Consider the following 21,355-nt stretch of genomic DNA (forward strand, 5'->3'; position numbering starts at 1 on the left):
CCAAACGTTAAGCCAAGGTGCGCGAGTACTTGGAACGCGCGGCGGAGATCGACTCAGACTATGCCGATGCGCAGGCCATGCTTGCCTTCGTAACCATGGTCGAAAACACCTAAGGCTTTAACCCGTACCCGTAAGCTTCACCCCGTCTCCGCCAACAGTCCTGCCCCTTTGATTCCCGCGACGGCACAAATCTCGTCGTTGTCGGAAGTGTCGCCGGTGACGCCGACAGCGCCAAGAGTGGCGCCACTTGCGTCTTTGACCAGCACGCCGCCGGGGACCGGTACCAGGGCACCGCCGGCAAGCGCATTGATGGCCTGGACGAAATAGGGCTGCTGTTGTGCACGCTCGAACAGGGCGCGGGAGCCTAAACCCATGCCGAGCGCCCCAAAAGCCTTGCCGTGGGCGATTTGCGGCCTGAGATTGCTGGTGCCATCCTGGCGCTCGAAGGCCTTGAGGTGACCGCCCGCATCGAGCACCGCTACCGCCAGCGAGTTAAAACCCTGTTCCGCGCCCTTAGCCAGCGCGGCAGCGATGATAGTGCGACATTGCTCGAGCGTCAGGCTCATGGTTCTTCCTCTACTTGGTATTTAGAAACGCGCGCGAAGTGCCATCGATTCAATGCCTAGCTTTCTTTCGAGTCGCCGGCGCTGTCAAGGGTGGCCTTTAGCCATCCGCAAAGTGGATCGCAAATCATTGATGGCGCGGGCGATTCAATATCCATTCCACCATCGGATCTATGGTGCAGCCGGACCGGGATATCAGCTTGGGTAGTCGACCGGCGTAGCAAGCCAGCCCGCTTCGCGTTTTGACCAGTAGAGCTCGTCGATACGCATTGTCAGAATGCCCGGATGGCCGTTACCTATCGTCTGGTCATCGATGCGGGTGATCGGGATCAGACCGCCGCCGGAGGTCGTCAGAAAAACCTCGTCGGCCCGGCGCAACGCCGCGGCGGTAACAGGCTCGCAGGCGTAAGCGACACCGATCTCGTCGCAGAGCTCGAACACCGTGCGCCGGGTCATACCGTCGAGCACGCCGCGCTCGGGGGTCACAAGCGCGCCACCGCTCACCGCGAAGACGTTGAAGCCTGGGCCTTCGGTGACGTTGTCGCGACCGTCGCTTAAGACCACCGTGTCGGCGCCAATGTCGTAGGCCTCGAACAGACCCATCTCGAACTCCAGCCAGTGATAGTGCTTGAGCGTGGGGTCAACCGATTCGGGCGGCACCCGCACCCGTTCGCTCACGTGCAGATGCAGGCCCTCGCACTTCTTTTCCGGAGGCGCGATCCAGACATAGGGGATGCAGAAGACGTGGAAGCGGTTCTCGGCCAGACGCAGGTCACGCGAGCCGACGGGCGGGCGGCCGCGGGTCATGATCATCTGCACATAGGCCTCGCGCAAGCCCGTCCTGCGCACGCACTCGACGACGATCTCGCGGCGTTCTTCCGGCGTATAGGGCCCGGTCATACGCAATTTTGCGATATTGCGGGCGAAGCGCGCCAGATGGTCGTCGAGGCGGAAGAAGGCGCCGTTCCACACTGTCACGGTGTCCTGGTTGGCATCCGAGCGCAGGAAACCCCAGTCGAGCATGGAGATGCGGGCGTCAGCGATCGGCACGTAGTCGCCAGCCGTAAAGGCGATGCCGGCGGCATAGTCGGTCTCTTGGCTCATCAATCCGGTTCCATGTAGGTTGGACCTGCTCGCCTAGCCTACACGCCCCGGACGGAGCCGCCATCCCAGATGCACGCCGAGACCCTCAACTTGCGCGACGTCATCGTCTTTCTGGTCGCCGCCGGGGTGGTGGTGCCGTTTATTCAACGCCTCAGAGTTAGCCCCGTACTCGGCTTCTTGTTCGTCGGCGTCGTCATCGGACCCTACGGGCTCGCGCGCTTTGAGGAGACCGTGCCCTGGTTCTCCTACGCTACGATCAGCGACCGCGACGGCGTGAACGCGTTGGCCGAGCTTGGCGTCGTTTTCCTGCTGTTCATGATCGGCCTCGAGCTCTCCTTCGAGCGACTCTGGAGCCTGCGCCATGCTGTCTTCGGCCTCGGCGGCGCCCAGGTCGCGGTCACCGGCGTCGCCATCGGCGGCATCGCTTATTTGTTCGATAATCCCCTGGCGACCGCGGTGGTGCTCGGCGCCTGCTTCGCGCTTTCGTCCACCGCCATCGTCATGCAGCTGCTGGCCGAGAAGCGCCGCCTAGGCACACCGGTCGGGCGCACCAGCTTCGCCATCCTCTTGTTCCAAGACCTCGCGGTGGTGCCGATCCTGTTCATGGTGAGCCTGTTCGCGACGCAGGCCGAGGGCCCGGTCATCGTCGCCTTCGCAACCGCACTCAGCCAAGCGGTGGTCACGGTCGTTGCGATTCTGCTGATCGGGCGCGTGGTGGTCCGCCCGCTTTTCCAATTCGTCGGCAGCACGGCGAGCCGCGAACTTTTCGTCGCCACGGTGCTGCTGGTGATTATCGGCACCGCCATCACCGCCAACGCGGCGGGTCTGTCGATGGCGCTCGGCGCTTTCCTCGCCGGGCTGATGTTCTCCGAGACCGAGTACCGCCACGAGATCACCGTCGACATCCAACCCTTCCGCGGCCTGCTGCTGGGGCTCTTTTTCGTCTCTGTCGGCATGGGCATCGACATGGCAGAGGTGGCGGTGCGGCCCTGGTGGCTGGCCTCCTCGGTGGTCGGGCTGTTCATGGTCAAGGGCGTGATCCTCTACGTGCTGGCGCGCTTCTCTGGCCACTCGCCCTCGGTTTCGCTGGAGACCAGCGTGCTACTCGGCCAGGGTGGCGAGTTCGCCTTCGTGGTGCTCGGCATGGCCGCAGCCGTCGGCCTAATGCCGCGCGACGTGGCCCAGTTCATGCTCATCGTCACGGGCCTGACCATGATAGCAACACCGCTTGCAGCCCGCATCGCGCGGCAACTGGCGCTAGTGCTCGAGCGACTCGAGGCGCAGCGCGGCGAAACCGATCCCGATCCGCACGGCACCCTCAGCGGTCATGTGGTGGTGGTAGGCTACGGCCGCGTCGGCCGGCTGCTCGGCACCATCCTCGACGAGCAGGAGGTGCCCCATATCGCCATCGACAGCGATGCGTCACTAGTTACGCGCTTCCGCGGCCAGGGCGCCAACATCTATTTCGGCGACGCCAACCGCCCGGAGCTGTTGCGCCACCTCGGCATCAAGCAGGCCGCAGCCCTGGTCGTGACCATGGACGATGCTGAGCTTGCCGAGCATGTGGTTGAGGTAGCACGGCGCGCCTGGCCGCAGCTGCCCATTTATTGCCGCGCCCGCGACCCGGACCATGCGGCGCGGCTGTTGCGCCACGGCGCCACACGGGTGATACCGGAGGTCATGGAGACAACGTTGCAACTCGTCGAGGCCGTGCTTGAGAGCGCCGGCATCCCCGAGGATGCTGCGCGCCAGCTCGTCGAAGCGCGCCGCGAGGAACTGCACTCGATGCTTGAGCTCAGCGACGAGGAGGAGAAGTAGATAAATATGAAACCCGCCGGCAATCGCCAGGTAGTGCTCCCGACCCGGCCCGACGGCATCCCCCAGGCGGAGCATTCCGCATTGCGCGAGGTGGTGCGGCCCGAGCCGGCCACCGGCCAGTTCCTGGTGCACGATCTCTATCTCTCCATCAATTCGACCATGCGCGACTAGGTCAGCGCAGTGGCCAACTATTCCGAGCCCGTGGCGCTCGGCGCGCCAATGCGCGTGGCCATGGTCGCGGAGATGGTGCAAAGCCGGCACCCAGATTACATCAAAGGCGAGATCCTCTGCGGTATATTTAGCTGGCAGGGCTGTGCGCTCGGCAACGGCAGCGAGGTCCGGTTTTGCCACGATGCCTCGCTCGACCTGCCCCATGGCCGCGGCAGGGTCCAGGCGGCGATAGACCGGCTGGCGCGGGCTGCCAGAGTGTGAGCCATCCGGCGGCATCGCGGCGAATTCTGGGGGTCTTGCCTACAACGGCGCTTGCAGCGCTGTGGATGAGCGGCACCGTGGCCAGCTTCATGGCCATGGCCATTTCCGTGCGCGAACTCTCTGACACGCTGCATACGTTCGAAATCCTTACACTACGCAGCATTATCGGGCTGATCGTAGTGTATCTCGTCGTAACTCTCAGCCGCGATAGCACGCTGCAAAGCCGTCAGCCGCGCTGGCAACTACGCCGTAACCTGCTGCATTTCTTCGGCCAGGCAGGCTGGACCTACGGTCTCGGCGTGCTACCGCTGGCCATGGTGTTCACATTGGAGTTCACGGTGCCGGCCTGGACCGCGTTGCTGGCGGTGCTGTTTCTCGGCGAACGCTTCAGCCGCAACCGCGGCGTATCGGTGGCCGGCGGCATTATTGGCGTGCTTGTCATCCTGCGCCCCGACACCGCCATACCCGACGCTGCGGCACTGGTCGTGCTCGGCGCGGCGGTAGCCTATGCCGGCGCCCACACCATGACCAAGCAGCTGACCCGCACTGACGGCGCTCTCGCCATCCTGTTCTGGATGTCGGCGATCCAGCTGCCGCTCGGTCTCGGTGCCAATGCCGCGTTCGGCACCTGGGTCATGCCGACAATGGGCGATCTACCCTGGGTATTTATGGTCGGCCTGGCAGCGCTCAGCGCACATTTTTGCATGACCCGAGCGCTGAGGCTGGCCGATGCCACCATCGTCATGCCCCTCGACTTCATCCGTCTACCGTTGATTGTTCTGGTGGGCTGGGCCTTCTACGGCGAAGCGCTGCGCCTGGAGGTGGTTATTGGCGCCAGCGTCATCATCGTTAGTCTGCTCTACGCGCTACGCTGCGAGCGCTGAGTCGATTTACTGCCGCGCTGTCGTAAGATTGAGACACATTGCATTGGTTGCGTGCGATCTTGAAGCCTCGTGCGAAACGCTGACGAAGATCCTTAGCATCAAGGTCACCTACCCTGACCCCGGTGTGCAAGTCGTCGACCCAGCCACCACGGACACAGCCGCAGCGTTCGCGGAAGCCCGCGCCCGCCGTCTGCTCCATGACGACACCTCAGTCACTATCTGTGGCACGGTATTCAATCTAGTCGGCTAAATATCGTGCCCTGAGATGCGTTTCAAAGTCATCTGCATCCAGCGGCCTGCCAGTGGCGCAGGTGACCAGCGCGCGGGCGTCTAGCGAACTGGCGTGAGCATGGACGTTTTTGCCGAGCCAGCCAAGCAGCGGGCGGAAATCGCCCTCACCGAGCGCAGTCTCCAGCTCGGGCACGGCGCGGCGAGCGGCCTGGAAAAGTTGGGCTGCGGTGACAGCACCCAAGGTATAGGTGGGAAAATAGCCGAAGATACCCTCCACCCAGTGTATGTCCTGCAGGCAGCCGTCTCGGTCATCTGGCGGGACGATGCCGAGGTCATCGCGCATTCCTTCGGCCCAGGCGCCGGGCAGGTCGGAAACCTCCAACTCGCCCGCGATAAGCAGGCGCTCGAGGCGCGTACGCAAGAGAATGTGCAAGGGGTAGGTCACCTCGTCAGCATCGACGCGGATCAGGCTCGGCGCAACGCGCGCCTGCAGGCGGTAAAGATTGTCGGCACTCCAGGCCTCACCCTCACCGCCGAAGGCCTCACGCATCAGCGGCGCCGCGAAGGTCATGAAGGCACGCCCACGACAGGCCTGCATCTCGATAATCAGCGACTGGCTTTCATGGACGCTCATGCCGAGCGCCTCGCCAACCGGCTGGTAGCGCCACTCGCGCGGCAGGCCGTAGTCGTAGAGCGCGTGCCCGGTCTCGTGCAGCACAGCCATGATGGCCGATGTAAAATCGTCCTCGTCGTAGCGCGTGGTGATGCGCAGGTCTTCGGGTGTGCCGCTGGAGAAGGGGTGGCGGCTGGTGTCGAGACGACCGTGCTCGGCGGGAAAGCCCACCGCGGCCATTAGCCGCTCCGCCAGGCGCTGCTGGTCGGCAGCCGCGAAGGGTCCATTAGGCAGGCGTGGTGGAGGCTCGGCCGCCTGGCGCTCGGCCACGGTGGCAACGAGCTGCGGTAGATCGCGGGCGAGGCGCGCGAACAGGTCCTCAAAGTCTGCCGCACGCAGGCCTGCATCCCATTGGTCGAGCAAGGCATCGTAAGGCGTGCAGCCGAGCACCTCGCCCTTTACCGTAGCAACCTCACGGGCGAGCCGCACAACCTCCGTCAACAAGGGCGCAAGGCCGGAGAAATCGTTCGCTGGACGGGCCTCGCGCCAGGCTGTCTCACAGGCCAGCGCAGCACGCGTCTCAGCCTCGTGAAGATCGGCCGAAACCGCCAGTGCGTGCTGCCAGCGCCGACGCATGGTGGCGAGATTGGCACTTTGCCAGCTATCGAGCACCTCGTTCTCGGCGCTATCCAGCAGGTCCGCCAAAGTCGGATCTCTCAGCAACTCATGGCGGATCAGCGTCAGTTCCGTCAATTGCTCGGCACGCGCCGCCGCGCCGCGCCGTGGCATCAGCGCCGCGCAGTCCCACTCCAGCAGCCGGCTAGCCTCGCCGAGCAGGGAGAGGCGTCGGAAGCGCGCTTCGAGCGCGCCATAGGCCTCAGGCGTCAAGGCGCACCATCACGGCCAGGTTGGTAAAAAGCAGGACGCCGATAGCTTGGTGGATGATCCCAACGAGTACCTGCGGCCAAAGGCCAACGCCGGAGAAGACGTAAATCACGCCGGCCCCAAACAGAACCTGGAGTACGAGCACAGAGAGCGCCATGCTGCCCGCTCGCCGGAACGGCGTGTGCTCGCCACGGCGCGCGACTGCCCAGAGCACGGTAACGATCACGGCCGTCGCTAGAGCCAGCACGCGATGGCCGAAATTGAGCGCGATGCCCGAATCACTCAGATCCGGGATCACAGCGCCGTCGCACAGCGGCCAGCTGGCGCAGGTGAGGCTGGCGCCAGACTTGGCCACCATGGCGCCGCTGGCAACAGTGACCAGGGCCAGTACCGCCGCTGGCCAGACCAGGGCGTGGCCCGCACCCTTGCGGGGGTCATCCGGGCTCCGCGCCAGCATGTAGGCGTGCACGACCAGCGCCAGCAGCACCAGCGCCACGCTGAGATGTACCGCCACTGACCAGGGGCTGTTGCGATCGAGCACCGTAAAGCCGCCAAGCCCAGCCTGGATCAGCAACAGAACCGCCGCAACGACCATGACCTTAAAGATTGTCGGAACCTCGCAACGCTTGCGCCAGGCCATCACCAGTAGCGCCAAAGTGAGTGGGCCGACCAGCACCGCAGCGTTGAAGCGATGGGTCCATTCCAACATCACCTGGCCAAAGGTATAGTCCACTTCCAGGGCCGTAAGCTCGGCAGGGCTGGGAAACCAGAGCCCATAACAAAGCGGCCAGTCGGGGCAGGAGAGGCCGGAATCGGTGAGCCGGGTCAGGGCGCCGAGAAGAATTTGCACGAATATTGCGGTCGCCGTGAGTGCCGCGACTTTCCGAAGGGCCGTCATCTTCTCGCTCTCTCCGCCTCTCTGCGGAACAGGACATAGACCACTAGTAAGCCCACCGCCAGCGCGAACCAAGTGAGCGCATATTGCAGGTGGTCGTTGCGCAACGAAAGTGCTCTCTGGCGCGCCAAAGGCCAGCCGCCCGGATTAACCGTCGCCGCTTCCAAATAAAACGGTAAGGCCTCGCTGCCGGCCATCTCGGCGGGATCGATGCGGTACCACTGCTCCGCCTCAGGCTGATTGTCCGGCGTGAAGCGATTTGGCGTCGGCGGTAGGCGCAACAGCCCTTCGACAGTGACGGCGCCTTGCGGCCGAGGAATGACATTACGCACAGCATCAGGCAACCAACCGCGGTCGACCAGTAGCAGGCGGCCGTCGTCTAGACGCAAGGGCGTGACCACGACAACACCGACCTTGCGCTCGTGGGTCTGGGCTAGAATCAGGCGCTCGCGTGTATGATCAAAGGTGCCGGACGTGCTGACGCGGGTGAACTCCTCCGCAGTCGCGGGCAGGGGCACCGCGGGCGCGCGGGCGCGGGTCTCTATGGCAGCAATGAGGTCACGCTTCCATTGCAGGCGGTCGAGCTGCCAGAGCCCGAGCCCGAGCAGCACAGCAAGCGCCAAAACGGCGACGATGTCAGTGACGAGGCCGCTTTCCCGCATCGAGAATGTTGTGGCGATAATACAATCCCACCATGCCGGCCTTGAGCACGGGCAGCAGCACCAGCGACAACCCGAGGATGAGCGGAGTCCACAATAGCATGTGCAGCCAGAGCGGCGGCGCGAAACTGAGCTCGGTCCAAAGCACCAGCCCGACGACGATGAAACCGACGATCATGATGATGAACACGGCAGGGCCGTCGCCGCTGTCCTGGAACCTAAGATCAAGGTCGCAGACCGCACAACGGTCCGCGACCTGGAGATAGCGTCGGTAGAGATGGCCCTCGCCGCAGGCGGGGCAACGACGCTTAAGCGCCGCCGCCAGCAGCGAGGGGAGTGCGCTGAGGCTCAGCTACCGCCCCACCAGTAGATGCAGGTGAACAAGAAGAGCCACACCACATCGACGAAATGCCAGTACCAGGCTGCCGCCTCGAAGCCGAAATGCTGCTCCGGCTTGAAGTGGTCCTTATAGGCCCTGCCCAGGCAAACGATCAGAAAGATGGTGCCAATGATGACGTGGGTACCGTGGAAGCCCGTCGCCATGAAGAAGGTCGAGGGATAGATGCCGTCGGTGAAGGAGAACGGCGCGTGGCTGTACTCATAGGCCTGTACGGCGGTGAAAAGCGCGCCAAGGCCGACCGTGAGCCAAAGACCCAGCACGAGATGCTTCTTGTTCTGCTCCTTAAGGGCGTGGTGCGCCCAAGTGACCGTGGCTCCCGAGGTGAGTAAAATCACCGTGTTTAGCAGCGGCAGGTGCCAGGGATCGAAGACCTCGATCGAGGCCGGCGGCCACTGACCCTCGTTGGCCATCACGCGCTCGAACTGGATCGCTTCGTTGGCGTAGATCGAGGCATCGAAGAAGGCCCAGAACCAGGCCGCAAAGAACATCACCTCCGAGGCAATGAACAGCACCATGCCGTAACGCAGGCCGAGCTGGACGACCGGCGTATGGTGCCCCTCGACGAGTGCCTCGCGGATGACGTCGCGCCACCACACCACCATGGTCAGGGCAACGATGAGGGCACCGAGGATGGCGATGGCGCCGCCACCGCCCTGCTCATGCATGTACATGACCATGCCGCCGGTGATCAGCAGCGCTCCAAGCGCCCCGACAATCGGCCACGGGCTAGGGTCTACCAGGTGATAGGGGTGGTTCTGGTGGGCAACGTCGCTCATGTCAATCTCTCCGCGCTCTGCGTGGTCTTCAGTTCAGCGTTGTCGCCGGCAGCGCCGCGACATCCGCCGTTTGGCTCCGGCGTGCCAGCGCCTCTGGGCCGGCATCGAAGAAGGTATAGGACAGGGTGATAGTGCGAATCCCCGCCGTGTTGGGATCATCAGCTATGGCCGGATCGATAAAAAATTGTACCGGCAGCTCGGCGCTGGCACCGGACTCGAGATACTGCTCCTCGAAGCAGAAGCAGTCGATCTTGTTGAAATAGGCGCCCGCCACCTGCGGCGTGACATTGAAGGTGGCACTGCCGACCAGTGGGGCCTTGCTCAGATTGTCAGCCCGGTAGAAGGCCAGCGCGCTCTCGCCGGCGCGCAAGGTGAGGTGGCCCTGCAGAGGCTGGAATGCCCAGGGCAAGTCGCGATTGGTATCGGCATTAAAGGTGACCGTGATCTCGTGCTGGCTGACGCCGCCCGGCACCGCCTCCGCCACCTTGGTGGTGCCACCATAGCCCGTCACCTGGCAGAACAGCTGGTATAGCGGCACGGAGGCGTACGCGAGGCCGACCATGCCGCAAACGGTAGCGCCCAGCGCCAGCGCCAGACGACGGTTTCGGGATGTCGTACTCGCCCCCATGCTCAACCTCCGCCGCCGAACTTAGCGAGCGTGATGAAGAAGAACAGCGCCACCAGCGCACACAGCGTGGCCGCCAGCGCTAAATTGCGGCGGCGCTGCTTCTTGTGCTGCTCGTGCATAGGCACCGCGCTCATGCCCCGATCCAGACAAGCCAGCGGTCAACGCCGAGCGCTACGAATATCAGAAACAGATAGGCGATGGAAAAACCGAAAAGGCGCCGCGCAGCCGCCTCGCCGTCATCGTGCCGGACTGCCAGCGCGCAGCGCAGCAACCCGCCGCCGAGCAGAATCGCGATCGCACCGTAGAGCCAGCCACTCAGGCCCAGCACCCAGGGTGCCAGCGTCACGGGCACCAGAACCAGGCTGTAGGCGAGGATTTGGCGCCGCGTCTCCGCCGCGCCGCGCACGACCGGCAGCATGGGGACGCTGGCCTTGGCGTATTCGTCCGAGCGGTAGAGCGCCAGGGCCCAGAAATGAGGCGGCGTCCAGAGGAAGATAACGGCGAAAAGGATCAGCGGCAGCAGATCGACCCCGCCCGTGACCGCCGACCAACCAATCACCGGCGGCAAGGCCCCGGCGGCGCCGCCGATGACGATGTTCTGCGGCGTGCGCCGCTTGAGCCAAAGGGTGTAGACGAAGACGTAAAAGCCGATGGCAAAGGCGAGCAGGCCAGCCGTCAGCCAGTTGACCGCAAGCCCCATCAGGGCCACCGAGCCAATGGCCAGCGTAACGCCGAAGCCGAGCGCCGCGCCCGCCGGCATCCGCCCCGCGGGAATAGGCCTGCTGCGCGTACGCCGCATGAGCGCGTCGATATCGCGGTCACACCACATGTTGATGGCACCCGAAGCGCCGGCGCCAATACCGACGCAGAGCAGGGCTGTAAAGGCAATCGCTGGATGCAGCGCACCTGGCGCCAGCGCCATACCCATCAGACCTGTGAAGCAGACCAGAGACATAACCCGCGGCTTGAGCAGCACAAGGAAGTCGCGCGGCCCCGCCTCGGCCGGCGCCACGAAGACACCTGCCGAGCTGGCCTGGATTGCTGTCAGGTCTGACACGCTTTGCCTCGCTTGCCTTGGGTTCCCAAAGCTCACTTGACCTCGGGAAGCTCCTCAAAGGTATGGAACGGCGGCGGTGACGAGGTCGTCCACTCCAGCGTGGTGGCGCCCTCACCCCACGGGTTCTCGGCGCACTTCGAACCGGCCGTTAACGTGCGGAAGACAATGAACACGAAGAGGATCGCCGAAAGGAAGGACAGATACGCGCCGAGCGATGAGATCATATTCCAGCCGGAAAAGGCGTCTGGATAGTCCACATAACGCCGCGGCATGCCCGCCAAGCCCAAGAAGTGCATCGGGAAAAAGGTCAGGTTGACGCCGATAAACATGGTCCAGAACTGGATCTTTCCGAGCATCTCTGGGTACTGGCGGCCGCTCATTTTGCCGATCCAGTAATAGAACCCGGCGAACATCGAGAACAAAGCCCCCATGGACATGGTGTAGTGGAAATGCCCGACCACGTAGTAGGTATCGTGCAGCGCCACGTCCGCGCCGGCATTGGCCAGCACCACGCCCGTTACGCCGCCGACCACGAACAGGAAGATCATGCCCAGCGCGAACAGCATCGGCGTCGGGAACTCTAGCGAGCCGCCCCACATGGTGGCGATCCAGCTGAAGATCTTGATACCCGTGGGTACCGCGATGACCATCGTCGCAGCTACGAAATAGGCCCGCGTGTCGACGTCGAGGCCGACGGTGTACATGTGATGTGCCCAAACGATGAAGCCGACGAAACCGATCGCGACCATAGCGTAAGCCATGCCGAGATAGCCGAAGATCGGCTTGCGCGAGAAGGTCGAGACGACCTGGCTGACGATGCCAAAGCCGGGCAGGATAAGGATGTACACCTCGGGATGCCCAAAGAACCAAAACAAATGCTGCCAGAGGACCGGATCGCCACCCTCGGCCGCCTTGTAGAAGGCAGTGCCAAAGTTGCGGTCGGTGAGTAGCATGGTGATGGCACCCGCGAGCACCGGCAGCGACAGCAGCAGCAGGAACGCCGTGACCAGAACCGACCACACGTAGAGAGGCATCTTGTGCATGGTCATGCCAGGAGCGCGCATGTTGAAGATGGTGGTGATGAAGTTGATCGCACCAAGAATTGACGAAGCACCTGCCAAGTGTAGCGAGAAGATGGCCAGATCGACCGAGGGCCCACTGTGCCAGTCGCTGCCCGACAATGGCGGATATACTGTCCAGCCCGTGCCGGCGCCGCTGCCAGGCCCGCCGTCAACCAGCACCGAGCAGACAATCAGGATGCCCGACGCGGCCAGCAGCCAGAAGCTGATGTTGTTCATGCGCGGAAAGGCCATGTCCGGCGCCCCGATCATGATCGGCACAAACCAGTTGCCTAAGCCACCGATCAGCGCCGGCATGACCATAAAGAAGACCATGATTAGCCCGTGGCCCGTAGTCAGCACGTTGAACTGGTGGCCGTCCTCGACGATCTGAATGCCGGGATCGGCGAGTTCCATGCGCAAGATGACGGAGAATAGCGCGCCAACAAGACCGAAGATGACCGCAAAGACTAAGTACAGGGTGCCGATGTCTTTGTGATTGGTGGAGAACAGCCAGCGCTTGAGGCCGGTCGGATTGTGATGGGCGTGATCGCTTGCGCTATCGGTATAAGCCATCTCGATTTCCTCTTCCGGTATTCTCAGCGCGCCGCGGCGACGCGAATCGCCTCGTCGCCGCCGTTGTTGGCGTATTCCTCGCGGGCCGTCTGCAGCCAGGCTTCATAGTCGGCCTCGCTCACCGCCTTGACCTGGATCGGCATGAAAGCATGGTTCATGCCACAGAGTTCCGAGCACTGGCCATAATAGGTGCCCGGCTGATCAACGCGGAACCAGGCCTCGTTGAGGCGGCCGGGGACCGCATCCCGCTTGACGCCGAACGATGGCACCGCCCAAGCGTGGATCACGTCCCCCGAAGTCAACAGCAGGCGCACCACTTTGCCAACGGGCACCACCACCTCGTTGTCGGTGGCAAGCAGGCGGGGTTGACCGGGTCCAAGGTCCGCTTCATCAACCATTGTCGCGGAAAAGCTAAAATCCGTCTCGTCGTCCGAGTTGTAATATTCATATTCCCAGAACCACGAATAACCCGTGGCCTTGATAGTCATTTCGTGCTCTGGCACCACGCCTTCGGCGTAGAGCACCTTGAAGCTCGGCACAGCAATGAATGCCAAAATCAGGACCGGAATCACCGTCCAGATCACTTCAAGCATCGTATTATGCGTGAAGGTCGAGGGCGTCGGATTATTCTTCCGGTTGAACCTGACCATCGCGTAGATCATCAGGCCCGTCACAAATACCGCGATGACGGTGATGACCACCAGCAGTAGATTGTGGAATGCGTTGATCTCCACCATCACCGGAGATGCAGCCGCCTGCAGGCCCATTTGCCATGGCACCGGCTGACCGGTGATCGTCTCGGCCGCCGCTGTACCAGCAAGCCCAAACGACGCGTGTGCTGCCAGCACACGCAAGAACATCTTGCTCGGAATCATATGAATTTCGTCCTTTATCGAACTTAAGACACAGCCAGCGGCCACAACCTAAAGAGGAAACAACCGAACTTTCCCCCATGATTTTTATAATATAATGCCGCGCGTTGACGGAAATCAAGTTGTGGCATACTTCGCAATCACTTTTTGTCTAGGAACGCCTCAAGGCTCGTCTGAACCCCTGCGTAAACGCCGTACCAACCGCCAAATCAGCAGTACTACCAGCGGCACGGACAGGCCCTGGGCCGTGGCCACGCTGAGTGGCATGGCACTTTCGGGCAGGGCTTTGAAGAGTACGCCGAGCAGGCCGACCACGTAATAGCTGATCGCCGCCACCGAGAGCCCCTCCACGGTCTGTTGCAGGCGCAATTGTAGGCGCCCACGCCGGTTCATCGCCGCCAGGACGCCGCGATTCTGCTCCGAGACCTCCAGCTCGATGCGCGTGCGCAACAAGTTTGATGCACGCGCCAAATGCCGCGAGGCTTTCTCCAGGCGTTCCTGCACGGATTCGCAGGTGCGCACTGCTGGTGTCAGGCGGCGGCGCAGAAACGACCCGACGGGCTGTATCCCCAGCTCGGCGCCGTCACCGTCGCCCTCGCGCAGCTCGTCGATGCGACGCTCAACCAGATCGTAATAGGCGCGGGTAGCGCTGAAGCGATAATTGGTGCCGTTGGCCAGACGCTCGATTTCGGCACCCAGAGCCAAGGCCTGATCGAGCATGGCACGCTGGCCCTGAGCGCCACCGGGCTCGTGCAGACGCTCCGTGAGCTCGGCCAAGCGCCGGTCGATAGCGCTGACCTCGGGCGCCGTCGAGCGAGCCAAGGGGAACCCGAGCAAGGCCAGCATGCGATAGGTTTCGATCTCGATCAGCCGCTGCACCAGAAGGCCGCATCGGCCGCCGCTAAGCGCCTGGTCGTGTACCAGGATGCGACTAGCCCCGTCATGCAGGCAGAAGTTAGTCCACACCTGGGCCGCGCCGTCGCCAACCCTGCCGCCCACCGCCTGTCCAAAGAGCGCCTCGATCTGATCGGGCATTGGCGACGGGACCTGGCGCGGCAACACCACCAGTGAGAGATTGGCCAGGGCCTCGCCGGGCAGGCCCGACAGCCATTCACCCGGCACGTAGCCGAGCGGCAGATCGGCAAAAGGCTGGTCGTAGGTCGCTGCGGCAATCGCCCCTTCGCGCACGAATGTCCAGGCGGCAAACTCCGTATGGCGCTCCCAGCGCAGCTTGAAGGCGCCGAGGTCGACCACGAACTGTTGCGCCCGATGGGCCGGCAGCGGCACGTCGAGGCTGTCGCAAAGAAATGCCAGATGAGCGCGCTCGTCAGCCGCCGCCGCCTCGCCCGAAACCATCACCAGATGGCTGACCTTGGCGGGAACCAAAAGTGGCAGGGGCGGACGCGCATGCACCTCACGGGCAAGCCGTATCCGCTCGGGATGCTCAGTCACGCCATCTTGATCTATCGGCACGGGCTCAATCACTGTTGCAGCTCTCGCAATCACTCATTTTGAGCGTTACATATAGAGCATGACCCGCTGCGGCGGCGCCTTCAAATTCGCGATCGGAACGGAAGCATGACCGATATTGCCAAGCTTGATTCCCTCTTCTTCGAGCGCACCGGCATGGATTCGAGACGCGTCGAGACCCTGGTCGGTGACGCGCTTTCAGGCGCAGACGACGGCGAGCTTTACCTGGAATACCGGCAAAGCGAGAGCTTCGCTTATGACGACAGCCGGCTCAAATCGGCGAGTTTCGACACCACGCAAGGCTTCGGCCTGCGGGCAGTCTCGGGCGAAGCCACGGGCTACGGCCACGCCTCCGAGCTGAGCGAGGCCGCCATCACGCGCGCCGGCAAAACCGTCAAGAGCGTGCGCCACGGCATGGGCACCGTCGATGTGCGCCCACGGCCGACCAACCAGGAGCTCTATGAGCCCGACAATCCACTGCAAGGCGTTGATTTCACGGCAAAGGTGAAGCTGCTGCAGGACATCGATTCCTACGCCCGTAACAAGGACAGGCGCGTCCGCCAGGTCATGGCCTCGCTCACCGGCAACTGGCAGGCGGTGGAGATCTTGCGCACCGACGGTGCCCGGGTCGGCGATATCCGCCCGCTGGTGCGCCTCTCGGTCTCGGTCGTGGTCGAGGACGGCAAGCGCAAGGAGAGCGGCAGCTACGGTTCGGGCGGGCGGCACGACTACACCTCCATGCTCGATGGCGCGACCTGGCGGCACCATGTCGACGAAGCCCTGCGCCAGGCCCTCATTCTGATCGAAGCCGAGGCAGCGCCAGCCGGCGAGATGCCCGTGGTGCTGGGATCCGGCTGGCCGGGCATTCTGTTGCACGAGGCCATTGGCCACGGCCTCGAAGGCGACTTCAACCGCAAGGAGACGAGTGTCTTCTCTGGATTGATGGGCGCGCGTGTCGGCGCCCCTGGCGTCACCGTGATCGATGATGGCACCATCGCCGCCCGCCGCGGCTCTCTCAGCATAGACGACGAGGGCACGCCAACCCAGCGCACACCGCTGATAGAGGACGGGATACTGGTCGGCTACATGCACGACCGGCTCAACGCCCGCCTCATGGGGACGAAATCCACCGGTAACGGGCGCCGCCAGAGCTTCGCTCACCAACCCATGCCACGCATGCGCAACACCATCATGCTGGGCGGCGAAGACAATCCGGAAGATATTATCCGCGGCATCGACAAGGGTCTGTTCGCAGTCAATTTCGGCGGCGGCCAAGTCGATATCACCTCCGGCAAATTTGTCTTCTCGGCCTCGGAGGCCTATCGCATTGAAGGCGGCAAGGTGGGCACACCGGTCAAGGGCGCAACATTGATCGGCACTGGCCACGAGGTGCTTAAGAACGTGCGCGCCATCGCCAACGACATGGAGCTCGATCCCGGCATCGGTACCTGTGGCAAGAACGGCCAGGGCGTGCCCGTGGGTGTCGGCCAGCCGACCGTGCTGGTGGAAGGGCTGACGGTCGGCGGCACCGAGGCGGAATAGACCATGGCAGCACGGGATATCTTACGACAGCGGTTTGCGGCGTCGACCGTGGCGCGCTCGTCGTCGCGCGTCAGTCGCGAATAGTTGCAACATCGGCAACCAATTTGGCCGCTAGCCGGTGTCTCACACCACGATCAGACTTGCCGCCCGCTTATCATGCAAGCCGCACGAAGAAGCCTTACGCAGGCGATAATATCTGGATAACGCGGTCGGCGAGCATGTCCTTAGTCTTGATGGCATAGGCCTTCATGTGATCGGAAACGGCGTGCGCGCCCAGAGCCTCGGCGCTCTCCCACTTCTCGATTACCACGAAAGTATCCTTACCAAACTTAGTGTGCCAGCTGCCCATGTCAGGCGCATCGACCGTGGCACCGTATTCGATGCAGCCATCCTCGGCGTGCACGGCTGGCACGTTGGCCTTGAACAATGCCAGCACCGTATCGCGCAGGCCAGGCTTGGTGGTGATCACCGCGACCACATGAATCATGCTCGTTCGCTCCCATTGCTCTATATGCTGTGCGCCTGTTTACACAGGAAGCGAGCCGGGAGGCAATCATGGCGAAGTACGAATTTCTCAGCGTGGAGCGCGACGGGCGCCTGACCATCGTCACCATCAACCGGCCAGAAGTTTACAACGCCCTGCATTCGCCGGCGCATGCCGAGTTTGATGCCGTATTCAACGACTTCGCCGCCGATCCCGAGCAATGGGTGGGAATCGTCACCGGCGCCGGCGACAAGGCATTCTCAGCCAGCAATGACCTCAAATACCAGGCCGCGGGCGGGACGCGCCAGCGCGTCGCCTCAGGCTTCGCCGGCCTCACCAACCGCTTCGATCTCGACAAGCCGCTGATTGCCGCAGTCAACGGCTTCGCCATGGGCGGCGGCTTTGAGATCGCGCTGGCCTGCGACTTGATCATCGCAGCTGACAACGCGATCTTCGCACTGCCCGAACCCCATGTTGGGCTGGCCGCACTGGCCGGTGGCCTACACCGGCTGCCGCGCATCATTCCCCTCAAACACGCGCTGGGGATGATTCTTACCGGCCGCCACGTACCGGCTGAGGAAGGCAAGACACTCGGCTTCGTCAACGAGGTGGTGCCGCAAGCCGAGCTGATGGACGCGGCCAAGCGCTGGGCCAATCTGATCCTCGAATGTTCGCCGATGTCGGTGCGCGCCTCTAAGCAGGCCATCTACCAGGGCTTCGACAAGCCAACACTGGAAGAAGCCATCAATACCGTCTACCCGGCCGTACAAGTGCTCTACGACAGTGCCGATTTCGTCGAAGGCCCGAAGGCGTTCGCTGAGAAGCGTCCGCCCCAGTGGACTGGTAGCTAGCAAATAAAGTTCCACGCAAAGACTTACACTCTCCACGTCTCCGTGTGCCAAAGCAGACGGTGCGGTCTTCTCGAACGGCGGCGGGAGGTGCTGCGAGGATGGACAGACGTGCCTTCTCACATCGGTCTACACTCGCGTTATCAGTGGAATTCTCTGCGCCCTCTGCACGCCCAGGCGGTGCAGCTTCGCCAAGAAGCGGCTCAAAGTGATACTTTTCAAGCTGCTGATCTAACAATCACGGAGCAAAAATCTAAACCCGAAGCCGAGCCACCCAACTACTAGGGTGATCAACCGCGCCGCGACGATAGCTCCATGATTGGGATGTCCTCTCTGGCAATGGCTCGGGTATTGTGGCTCAGAATGGTGAGCGATCAGCTCTGTAGCGGCAAGCACGGTTTTGGCTATGCGGGTGAAGCACTGAGAATACGTTACTCGTTGGGGCAGTCTAGCCGGGCAGTCTGGTCAGTACGAGAATTCCTCGAACACCGGATCAACCTTGCCGGCCCACCGTCCGTGATAGGCTTCCAGCATATGCTCGGCCGGGGTGCCAGAGACGAGCACGCCGTCGAGGAAGGTAAGGAAGCCGCGCTCGTCGTCGCCTCCCTTATCGAGACAACCGCGAGCCCGCAAACCACGCCGCGCGATGTCGAGAACGTCCTTGGCGATCTCGCGCAGGGTGCGGCCGTCGATCTCGGCATCGAGCGCCCGTGTGGCGGCGTCCGCGCGCAGTGCTATAATGTCCAGATAAGACCACTCGCGCACTAATTGTTTTGCCTCGTCGAGCGCACCAACATCGTAGAGTAGGCCAACCCAGAGCGCGGGAAGGGCGCAGAGGCTGCGCCAGGCCCCCCCGTCGGCGCCACGCATTTCGAGAAACTGCTTCAGGCGCACGTCGGTAAAGATAGTCGTGAGATGGCTCTCCCAGTCGGCGAGCGTCGGCCGCTCGTCGGGCATGGCCAGTAGCTTGCCGTCGAGGAAGTCACGGAAGGACTGGCCCGAGGTGTCAATATATCGGCCCTCACGGGTGACAAAATACATCGGCACGTCAAGCGCGTAGTCCACATAGGCCTCGAAGCCCATGCCCGACTGAAAGACAAAGGCGGGTGCGCCGCAGCGGTCGGGATCAGTGTCGTTCCAGATATGGGCGCGGTAGCTGAGATATCCGTTAGGTGCACCATCAACGAATGGCGAGTTAGCGAACAATGCGGTAGCCAGCGGCTGCAACGCGAGAGAGACGCGAAACTTGCTCACCATGTCAGATTCGCTCTCAAAATCGAGGTTGGTTTGCACCGTGCAGGTGCGCAGCATCATGTCGAGTCCCAGCGTGCCTTTGGTCGGCATATAGGCGCGCATGATATCGTAGCGTGCCTTAGGCATCACCGGCATGTCCTCACGCCGCCATTTGGGTTGGATGCCGATGCCGAGAAAGCCGAGCCCCAGCTCGTCGCTGACCTCGCGCACTTGGTCAAGATGGCTGTTCACCTCCTCGCAGGTTTGATGCACGGTGGCCAGCGGCGCACCAGAGAGTTCGAGCTGGCCGCCCGGCTCGAGCGTGATCGACTGGTTCTCGCGGGCCAGCGCAATAGGCCTGCCGGCCTCCAGCACCGGCGCCCAGCCAAAGCGTTGCAGGCCTTCGAGCAAGGCACGAATGCCACGCTCGCCGTCATAGGGCACAGGCGTGAGGTCGTCGGTGCGATAGCCGATTTTTTCGTGCTCGGTGCCGATGCGCCAGTCCGCGCGTGGTTTGCAGCCTTCTTCCAGATAGGCCACCAGTTCGCGTGCGCTGGATATGGGAGCGGCAAGGGTCTCTTGAACGGCCATAGAAACTCCGGCGGCGCGGGCGTAGGCCTGTCTATAAAGGCAAATTCGTACTCTGTCGCGCGCAATCGTCGCGCCAGTCCCCCGCCACGGCCTGCCACAGGGTAAGCAGGCTCACGGCAGCAGTATCAGCGCGCAGAATGCGCGGGCCAAGCGATGTCGCGAGGGCCCCGTCGTGGGCGACAAGCGCGGCACGCTCATCCTCGGCAAAGCCACCTTCGGGGCCGATCAACAAGGTTGCTGGGCCGGGTCCGGCCTCGTCGAAGGTATCGCAAGCATTGGCACCGCCCTGCTCGTCGGCCCAGAAAAGACGCCCGCAGCCAGCGAGAAAAGCATCGAAGCGGACCGGAGCAACGACTTCGGGCAGGCTGAGGCGCCCGCATTGCTCCGCCGCCTCGATGGCATTGGCACGCAGGCGCTCAACATTGACCCGCGCCGGACCTGTATGGCGAGTCAGGACCGGAATCAGGCGCACCGCACCCAACTCACAGGCTTTCTGCACCAGATAGTCGAGGCGCAGACGCTTGACAGGCGCGAAGGCAAGTATCGGGTCGGTCTCGAAGACCTGCGGGCGTATACACGTTTCGACTAGCAGGCGGCAGCTGCCGCGCCCTTCGGTAGCAATACGGGCCTGCCATTCGCCGTCACGGCCGTTGAACAGTGCCACCTGGTCGCCATCGCCAAGACGCATCACCCGGCGCAGGTAATGGGCCTGTGGCGGACTGGCAACACGCTCACAACCAGCGACCAAAGGGTCATCGACGTAGAGGCGAACCTTGACGCGAGCGGACATCGGGTGAGTCTATACCGGCGAGAGTGACGAAAGCGAGCAAGCATGGCCGATACCCAGGCAGAGGCTCCCAGGCTGAGCACCTTGCAGGCCTATGCGCGTCTGGCGCGGTTGCAGGCGCCGGCCGGCTTTATGCTGCTGATGTGGCCGTGCTGGTGGGCGGTGGCCCTGGCCGGGCCACAGGCCTGGCAGACGGTACGGCTGGTCGTGCTGTTTTTCCTCGGCGCCCTGGTGATGCGCGCCGCGGGTTGTGTCTGGAACGATATTATCGATCGCGACTTCGATGCCCGTGTTGCCCGCACGCGCGACCGCCCGATTGCATCCGGGCGCATTTCCGTCCGCCAAGGTCTTGTTTTCATGATAGGATTGGCGTTAATCGGCCTTGCCGTGCTACTCACCATGGGGACCACCGCCATTGTCGTCGGGGTAGCTTCCCTAGCCCTGATCTTGCCCTATCCTTTGATGAAACGCATCACCTGGTGGCCCCAGGCCTGGCTCGGCGTCACCTTCAACTGGGGGGCGCTGGTGGGTTGGGCCGCGGCCACGGGAAGCCTGGCCCCGACGGCCCTGGCAATGTATGCCGCCGGCATCGCCTGGACCCTCGGCTATGACACCATCTACGCGCATCAGGACAAGGCCGACGACACCCTCATCGGGGTCAAGTCCTCGGCGCGCCGACTCGGCCCGCACACCGGGCCGGCGTTGTGGCTGTTCTATGCGCTGACGATCGCTGGCTTGGCGGTCGCCGCGGCGCTGGCCGAAGCCGCTTGGCCCGCTTATCTCGGCATCGCGCTCGGCGCCAGCCAGCTCGCCTGGCAGATCGCCACACTTGATACCGAGGACGCCGCCAACTGCTGGCTGCGTTTCCGCAGCAACAGCGTTTTCGCAGCCTTGGTATTCCTGGGCTTCTTGGCCGCGTAGACTCGGGACATAGGTTGGGCGCGGCCTC

At 63.1% G+C, this 21,355-nt stretch carries 21 protein-coding genes and 1 pseudogene; 6 read left to right on the plus strand and 16 right to left on the minus strand.

What is annotated here, in order from left to right; all coding sequences use genetic code 11:
- Window positions 1-137: 137 nt before the first annotated feature.
- Both QF629_00655 and QF629_00660 read right to left on the minus strand, forming a co-directional pair.
- Window positions 138-566: a heme-binding protein gene (locus QF629_00655; GenBank protein MDP6012049.1), complete on the minus strand. Its 429-nt coding sequence runs from the start codon at window positions 564-566 to the stop codon at window positions 138-140.
- 192 nt (window positions 567-758) lie between these two features.
- Window positions 759-1,667 (minus strand): aminotransferase class IV, encoded by a 909-nt coding sequence (locus tag QF629_00660; GenBank protein ID MDP6012050.1) that lies wholly within the window; start codon window positions 1,665-1,667, stop codon window positions 759-761.
- A 69-nt stretch (window positions 1,668-1,736) separates the two neighbouring features.
- Here QF629_00660 and QF629_00665 point away from each other — a divergent pair, with 69 nt between their 5' ends.
- From QF629_00665 to QF629_00675, 3 genes and pseudogenes are all read left to right on the plus strand, one after another.
- Window positions 1,737-3,485: a monovalent cation:proton antiporter-2 (CPA2) family protein gene (locus QF629_00665; GenBank protein ID MDP6012051.1), complete on the plus strand. Its 1,749-nt coding sequence runs from the start codon at window positions 1,737-1,739 to the stop codon at window positions 3,483-3,485.
- 6 nt (window positions 3,486-3,491) lie between these two features.
- A pseudogene (locus tag QF629_00670) lies at window positions 3,492-3,917 on the plus strand (hypothetical protein).
- Complete coding sequence (locus QF629_00675; protein MDP6012052.1) at window positions 3,914-4,801, plus strand: DMT family transporter; 888 nt, start codon at window positions 3,914-3,916, stop codon at window positions 4,799-4,801. The pseudogene QF629_00670 and the gene QF629_00675 overlap by 4 nt, the downstream one beginning before the upstream one ends.
- Before the next feature lie 238 nt (window positions 4,802-5,039).
- On the opposite strand, the gene QF629_00680 is transcribed toward QF629_00675, so the two are convergent.
- The 11 genes from QF629_00680 to QF629_00730 form a co-directional block, all read right to left on the minus strand.
- A complete protein-coding gene (locus QF629_00680; GenBank protein ID MDP6012053.1) occupies window positions 5,040-6,533 on the minus strand; it encodes a carboxypeptidase M32 in 1,494 nt (497 codons plus the stop codon).
- Complete coding sequence (locus tag QF629_00685) at window positions 6,523-7,428, minus strand: COX15/CtaA family protein (protein ID MDP6012054.1); 906 nt, start codon at window positions 7,426-7,428, stop codon at window positions 6,523-6,525. Before QF629_00685 ends, QF629_00680 begins: the two co-directional genes overlap by 11 nt.
- On the minus strand, window positions 7,425-8,087 hold the full coding sequence (locus tag QF629_00690; GenBank protein ID MDP6012055.1) for an SURF1 family protein: 663 nt from the start codon (window positions 8,085-8,087) through the stop codon (window positions 7,425-7,427). Before QF629_00690 ends, QF629_00685 begins: the two co-directional genes overlap by 4 nt.
- Window positions 8,062-8,409, minus strand: coding sequence for a DUF983 domain-containing protein (locus QF629_00695; GenBank protein ID MDP6012056.1), 348 nt, complete (start codon window positions 8,407-8,409; stop codon window positions 8,062-8,064). The genes QF629_00690 and QF629_00695 overlap by 26 nt, the downstream gene beginning before the upstream one ends.
- Before the next feature lie 23 nt (window positions 8,410-8,432).
- The gene (locus tag QF629_00700) at window positions 8,433-9,260 is read right to left on the minus strand and encodes a cytochrome c oxidase subunit 3 (GenBank protein MDP6012057.1); all 828 of its coding nucleotides are present in this window, start codon (window positions 9,258-9,260) and stop codon (window positions 8,433-8,435) included.
- Between the two features lie 28 nt (window positions 9,261-9,288).
- Window positions 9,289-9,888 (minus strand): cytochrome c oxidase assembly protein, encoded by a 600-nt coding sequence (locus QF629_00705; protein MDP6012058.1) that lies wholly within the window; start codon window positions 9,886-9,888, stop codon window positions 9,289-9,291.
- Window positions 9,889-9,890: 2 nt separating this feature from the next.
- The gene (locus tag QF629_00710) at window positions 9,891-10,022 is read right to left on the minus strand and encodes a hypothetical protein (GenBank protein MDP6012059.1); all 132 of its coding nucleotides are present in this window, start codon (window positions 10,020-10,022) and stop codon (window positions 9,891-9,893) included.
- The gene (locus QF629_00715; protein ID MDP6012060.1) at window positions 10,019-10,936 is read right to left on the minus strand and encodes a heme o synthase; all 918 of its coding nucleotides are present in this window, start codon (window positions 10,934-10,936) and stop codon (window positions 10,019-10,021) included. The genes QF629_00710 and QF629_00715 overlap by 4 nt, the downstream gene beginning before the upstream one ends.
- Before the next feature lie 41 nt (window positions 10,937-10,977).
- Window positions 10,978-12,579 carry a cytochrome c oxidase subunit I gene (ctaD, locus tag QF629_00720; protein MDP6012061.1) on the minus strand — a complete coding sequence of 534 codons (1,602 nt, stop codon included), beginning with the start codon at window positions 12,577-12,579 and terminating at the stop codon, window positions 10,978-10,980.
- A 23-nt stretch (window positions 12,580-12,602) separates the two neighbouring features.
- Window positions 12,603-13,454 carry a cytochrome c oxidase subunit II gene (coxB, locus tag QF629_00725; GenBank protein MDP6012062.1) on the minus strand — a complete coding sequence of 284 codons (852 nt, stop codon included), beginning with the start codon at window positions 13,452-13,454 and terminating at the stop codon, window positions 12,603-12,605.
- Window positions 13,455-13,613: 159 nt separating this feature from the next.
- Complete coding sequence (locus tag QF629_00730; GenBank protein MDP6012063.1) at window positions 13,614-14,936, minus strand: DUF3422 domain-containing protein; 1,323 nt, start codon at window positions 14,934-14,936, stop codon at window positions 13,614-13,616.
- A gap of 93 nt (window positions 14,937-15,029) precedes the next feature.
- Between QF629_00730 and tldD the strand changes: the two genes are divergently transcribed.
- Window positions 15,030-16,463, plus strand: a complete 1,434-nt coding sequence (tldD, locus tag QF629_00735) for a metalloprotease TldD (protein ID MDP6012064.1) — start codon at window positions 15,030-15,032, stop codon at window positions 16,461-16,463.
- Window positions 16,464-16,641: 178 nt separating this feature from the next.
- On the opposite strand, the gene QF629_00740 is transcribed toward tldD, so the two are convergent.
- The gene (locus tag QF629_00740) at window positions 16,642-16,950 is read right to left on the minus strand and encodes a putative quinol monooxygenase (GenBank protein ID MDP6012065.1); all 309 of its coding nucleotides are present in this window, start codon (window positions 16,948-16,950) and stop codon (window positions 16,642-16,644) included.
- Between the two features lie 68 nt (window positions 16,951-17,018).
- On the opposite strand from QF629_00740, the gene QF629_00745 reads away from it, so the two are divergent.
- Window positions 17,019-17,798: an enoyl-CoA hydratase-related protein gene (locus QF629_00745; protein ID MDP6012066.1), complete on the plus strand. Its 780-nt coding sequence runs from the start codon at window positions 17,019-17,021 to the stop codon at window positions 17,796-17,798.
- A gap of 462 nt (window positions 17,799-18,260) precedes the next feature.
- Here the strand turns inward: QF629_00745 and QF629_00750 are convergent, their stop codons facing one another.
- Window positions 18,261-19,619, minus strand: a complete 1,359-nt coding sequence (locus QF629_00750; GenBank protein ID MDP6012067.1) for a glutamate--cysteine ligase — start codon at window positions 19,617-19,619, stop codon at window positions 18,261-18,263.
- Window positions 19,620-19,650: 31 nt separating this feature from the next.
- A complete protein-coding gene (locus tag QF629_00755; GenBank protein ID MDP6012068.1) occupies window positions 19,651-20,409 on the minus strand; it encodes a 16S rRNA (uracil(1498)-N(3))-methyltransferase in 759 nt (252 codons plus the stop codon).
- 42 nt (window positions 20,410-20,451) lie between these two features.
- Here QF629_00755 and ubiA point away from each other — a divergent pair, with 42 nt between their 5' ends.
- Complete coding sequence (ubiA, locus tag QF629_00760) at window positions 20,452-21,327, plus strand: 4-hydroxybenzoate octaprenyltransferase (protein MDP6012069.1); 876 nt, start codon at window positions 20,452-20,454, stop codon at window positions 21,325-21,327.
- Window positions 21,328-21,355 lie beyond the last annotated feature (28 nt).

The sequence above is a fragment of the Alphaproteobacteria bacterium genome, from assembly GCA_030739735.1.
GTDB lineage: Bacteria > Pseudomonadota > Alphaproteobacteria > UBA7887 > UBA7887 > UBA7887.

What these genes read in the sequence shown, in the direction of transcription:
- QF629_00655 (MDP6012049.1), bottom strand. Translation starts at nt 566, where the DNA reads ATGAGCCTGACGCTCGAGCAATGTCGCACTATCATCGCTGCCGCGCTG.
- QF629_00660 (MDP6012050.1), bottom strand. Translation starts at nt 1,667, where the DNA reads ATGAGCCAAGAGACCGACTATGCCGCCGGCATCGCCTTTACGGCTGGC.
- QF629_00665 (MDP6012051.1), top strand. Translation starts at nt 1,737, where the DNA reads ATGCACGCCGAGACCCTCAACTTGCGCGACGTCATCGTCTTTCTGGTC.
- QF629_00685 (MDP6012054.1), bottom strand. Translation starts at nt 7,428, where the DNA reads ATGACGGCCCTTCGGAAAGTCGCGGCACTCACGGCGACCGCAATATTC.
- QF629_00690 (MDP6012055.1), bottom strand. Translation starts at nt 8,087, where the DNA reads ATGCGGGAAAGCGGCCTCGTCACTGACATCGTCGCCGTTTTGGCGCTT.
- QF629_00700 (MDP6012057.1), bottom strand. Translation starts at nt 9,260, where the DNA reads ATGAGCGACGTTGCCCACCAGAACCACCCCTATCACCTGGTAGACCCT.
- QF629_00705 (MDP6012058.1), bottom strand. Translation starts at nt 9,888, where the DNA reads ATGGGGGCGAGTACGACATCCCGAAACCGTCGTCTGGCGCTGGCGCTG.
- QF629_00710 (MDP6012059.1), bottom strand. Translation starts at nt 10,022, where the DNA reads ATGAGCGCGGTGCCTATGCACGAGCAGCACAAGAAGCAGCGCCGCCGC.
- ctaD (MDP6012061.1), bottom strand. Translation starts at nt 12,579, where the DNA reads ATGGCTTATACCGATAGCGCAAGCGATCACGCCCATCACAATCCGACC.
- coxB (MDP6012062.1), bottom strand. Translation starts at nt 13,454, where the DNA reads ATGATTCCGAGCAAGATGTTCTTGCGTGTGCTGGCAGCACACGCGTCG.
- tldD (MDP6012064.1), top strand. Translation starts at nt 15,030, where the DNA reads ATGACCGATATTGCCAAGCTTGATTCCCTCTTCTTCGAGCGCACCGGC.
- QF629_00740 (MDP6012065.1), bottom strand. Translation starts at nt 16,950, where the DNA reads ATGATTCATGTGGTCGCGGTGATCACCACCAAGCCTGGCCTGCGCGAT.
- QF629_00745 (MDP6012066.1), top strand. Translation starts at nt 17,019, where the DNA reads ATGGCGAAGTACGAATTTCTCAGCGTGGAGCGCGACGGGCGCCTGACC.
- QF629_00750 (MDP6012067.1), bottom strand. Translation starts at nt 19,619, where the DNA reads ATGGCCGTTCAAGAGACCCTTGCCGCTCCCATATCCAGCGCACGCGAA.
- QF629_00755 (MDP6012068.1), bottom strand. Translation starts at nt 20,409, where the DNA reads ATGTCCGCTCGCGTCAAGGTTCGCCTCTACGTCGATGACCCTTTGGTC.
- ubiA (MDP6012069.1), top strand. Translation starts at nt 20,452, where the DNA reads ATGGCCGATACCCAGGCAGAGGCTCCCAGGCTGAGCACCTTGCAGGCC.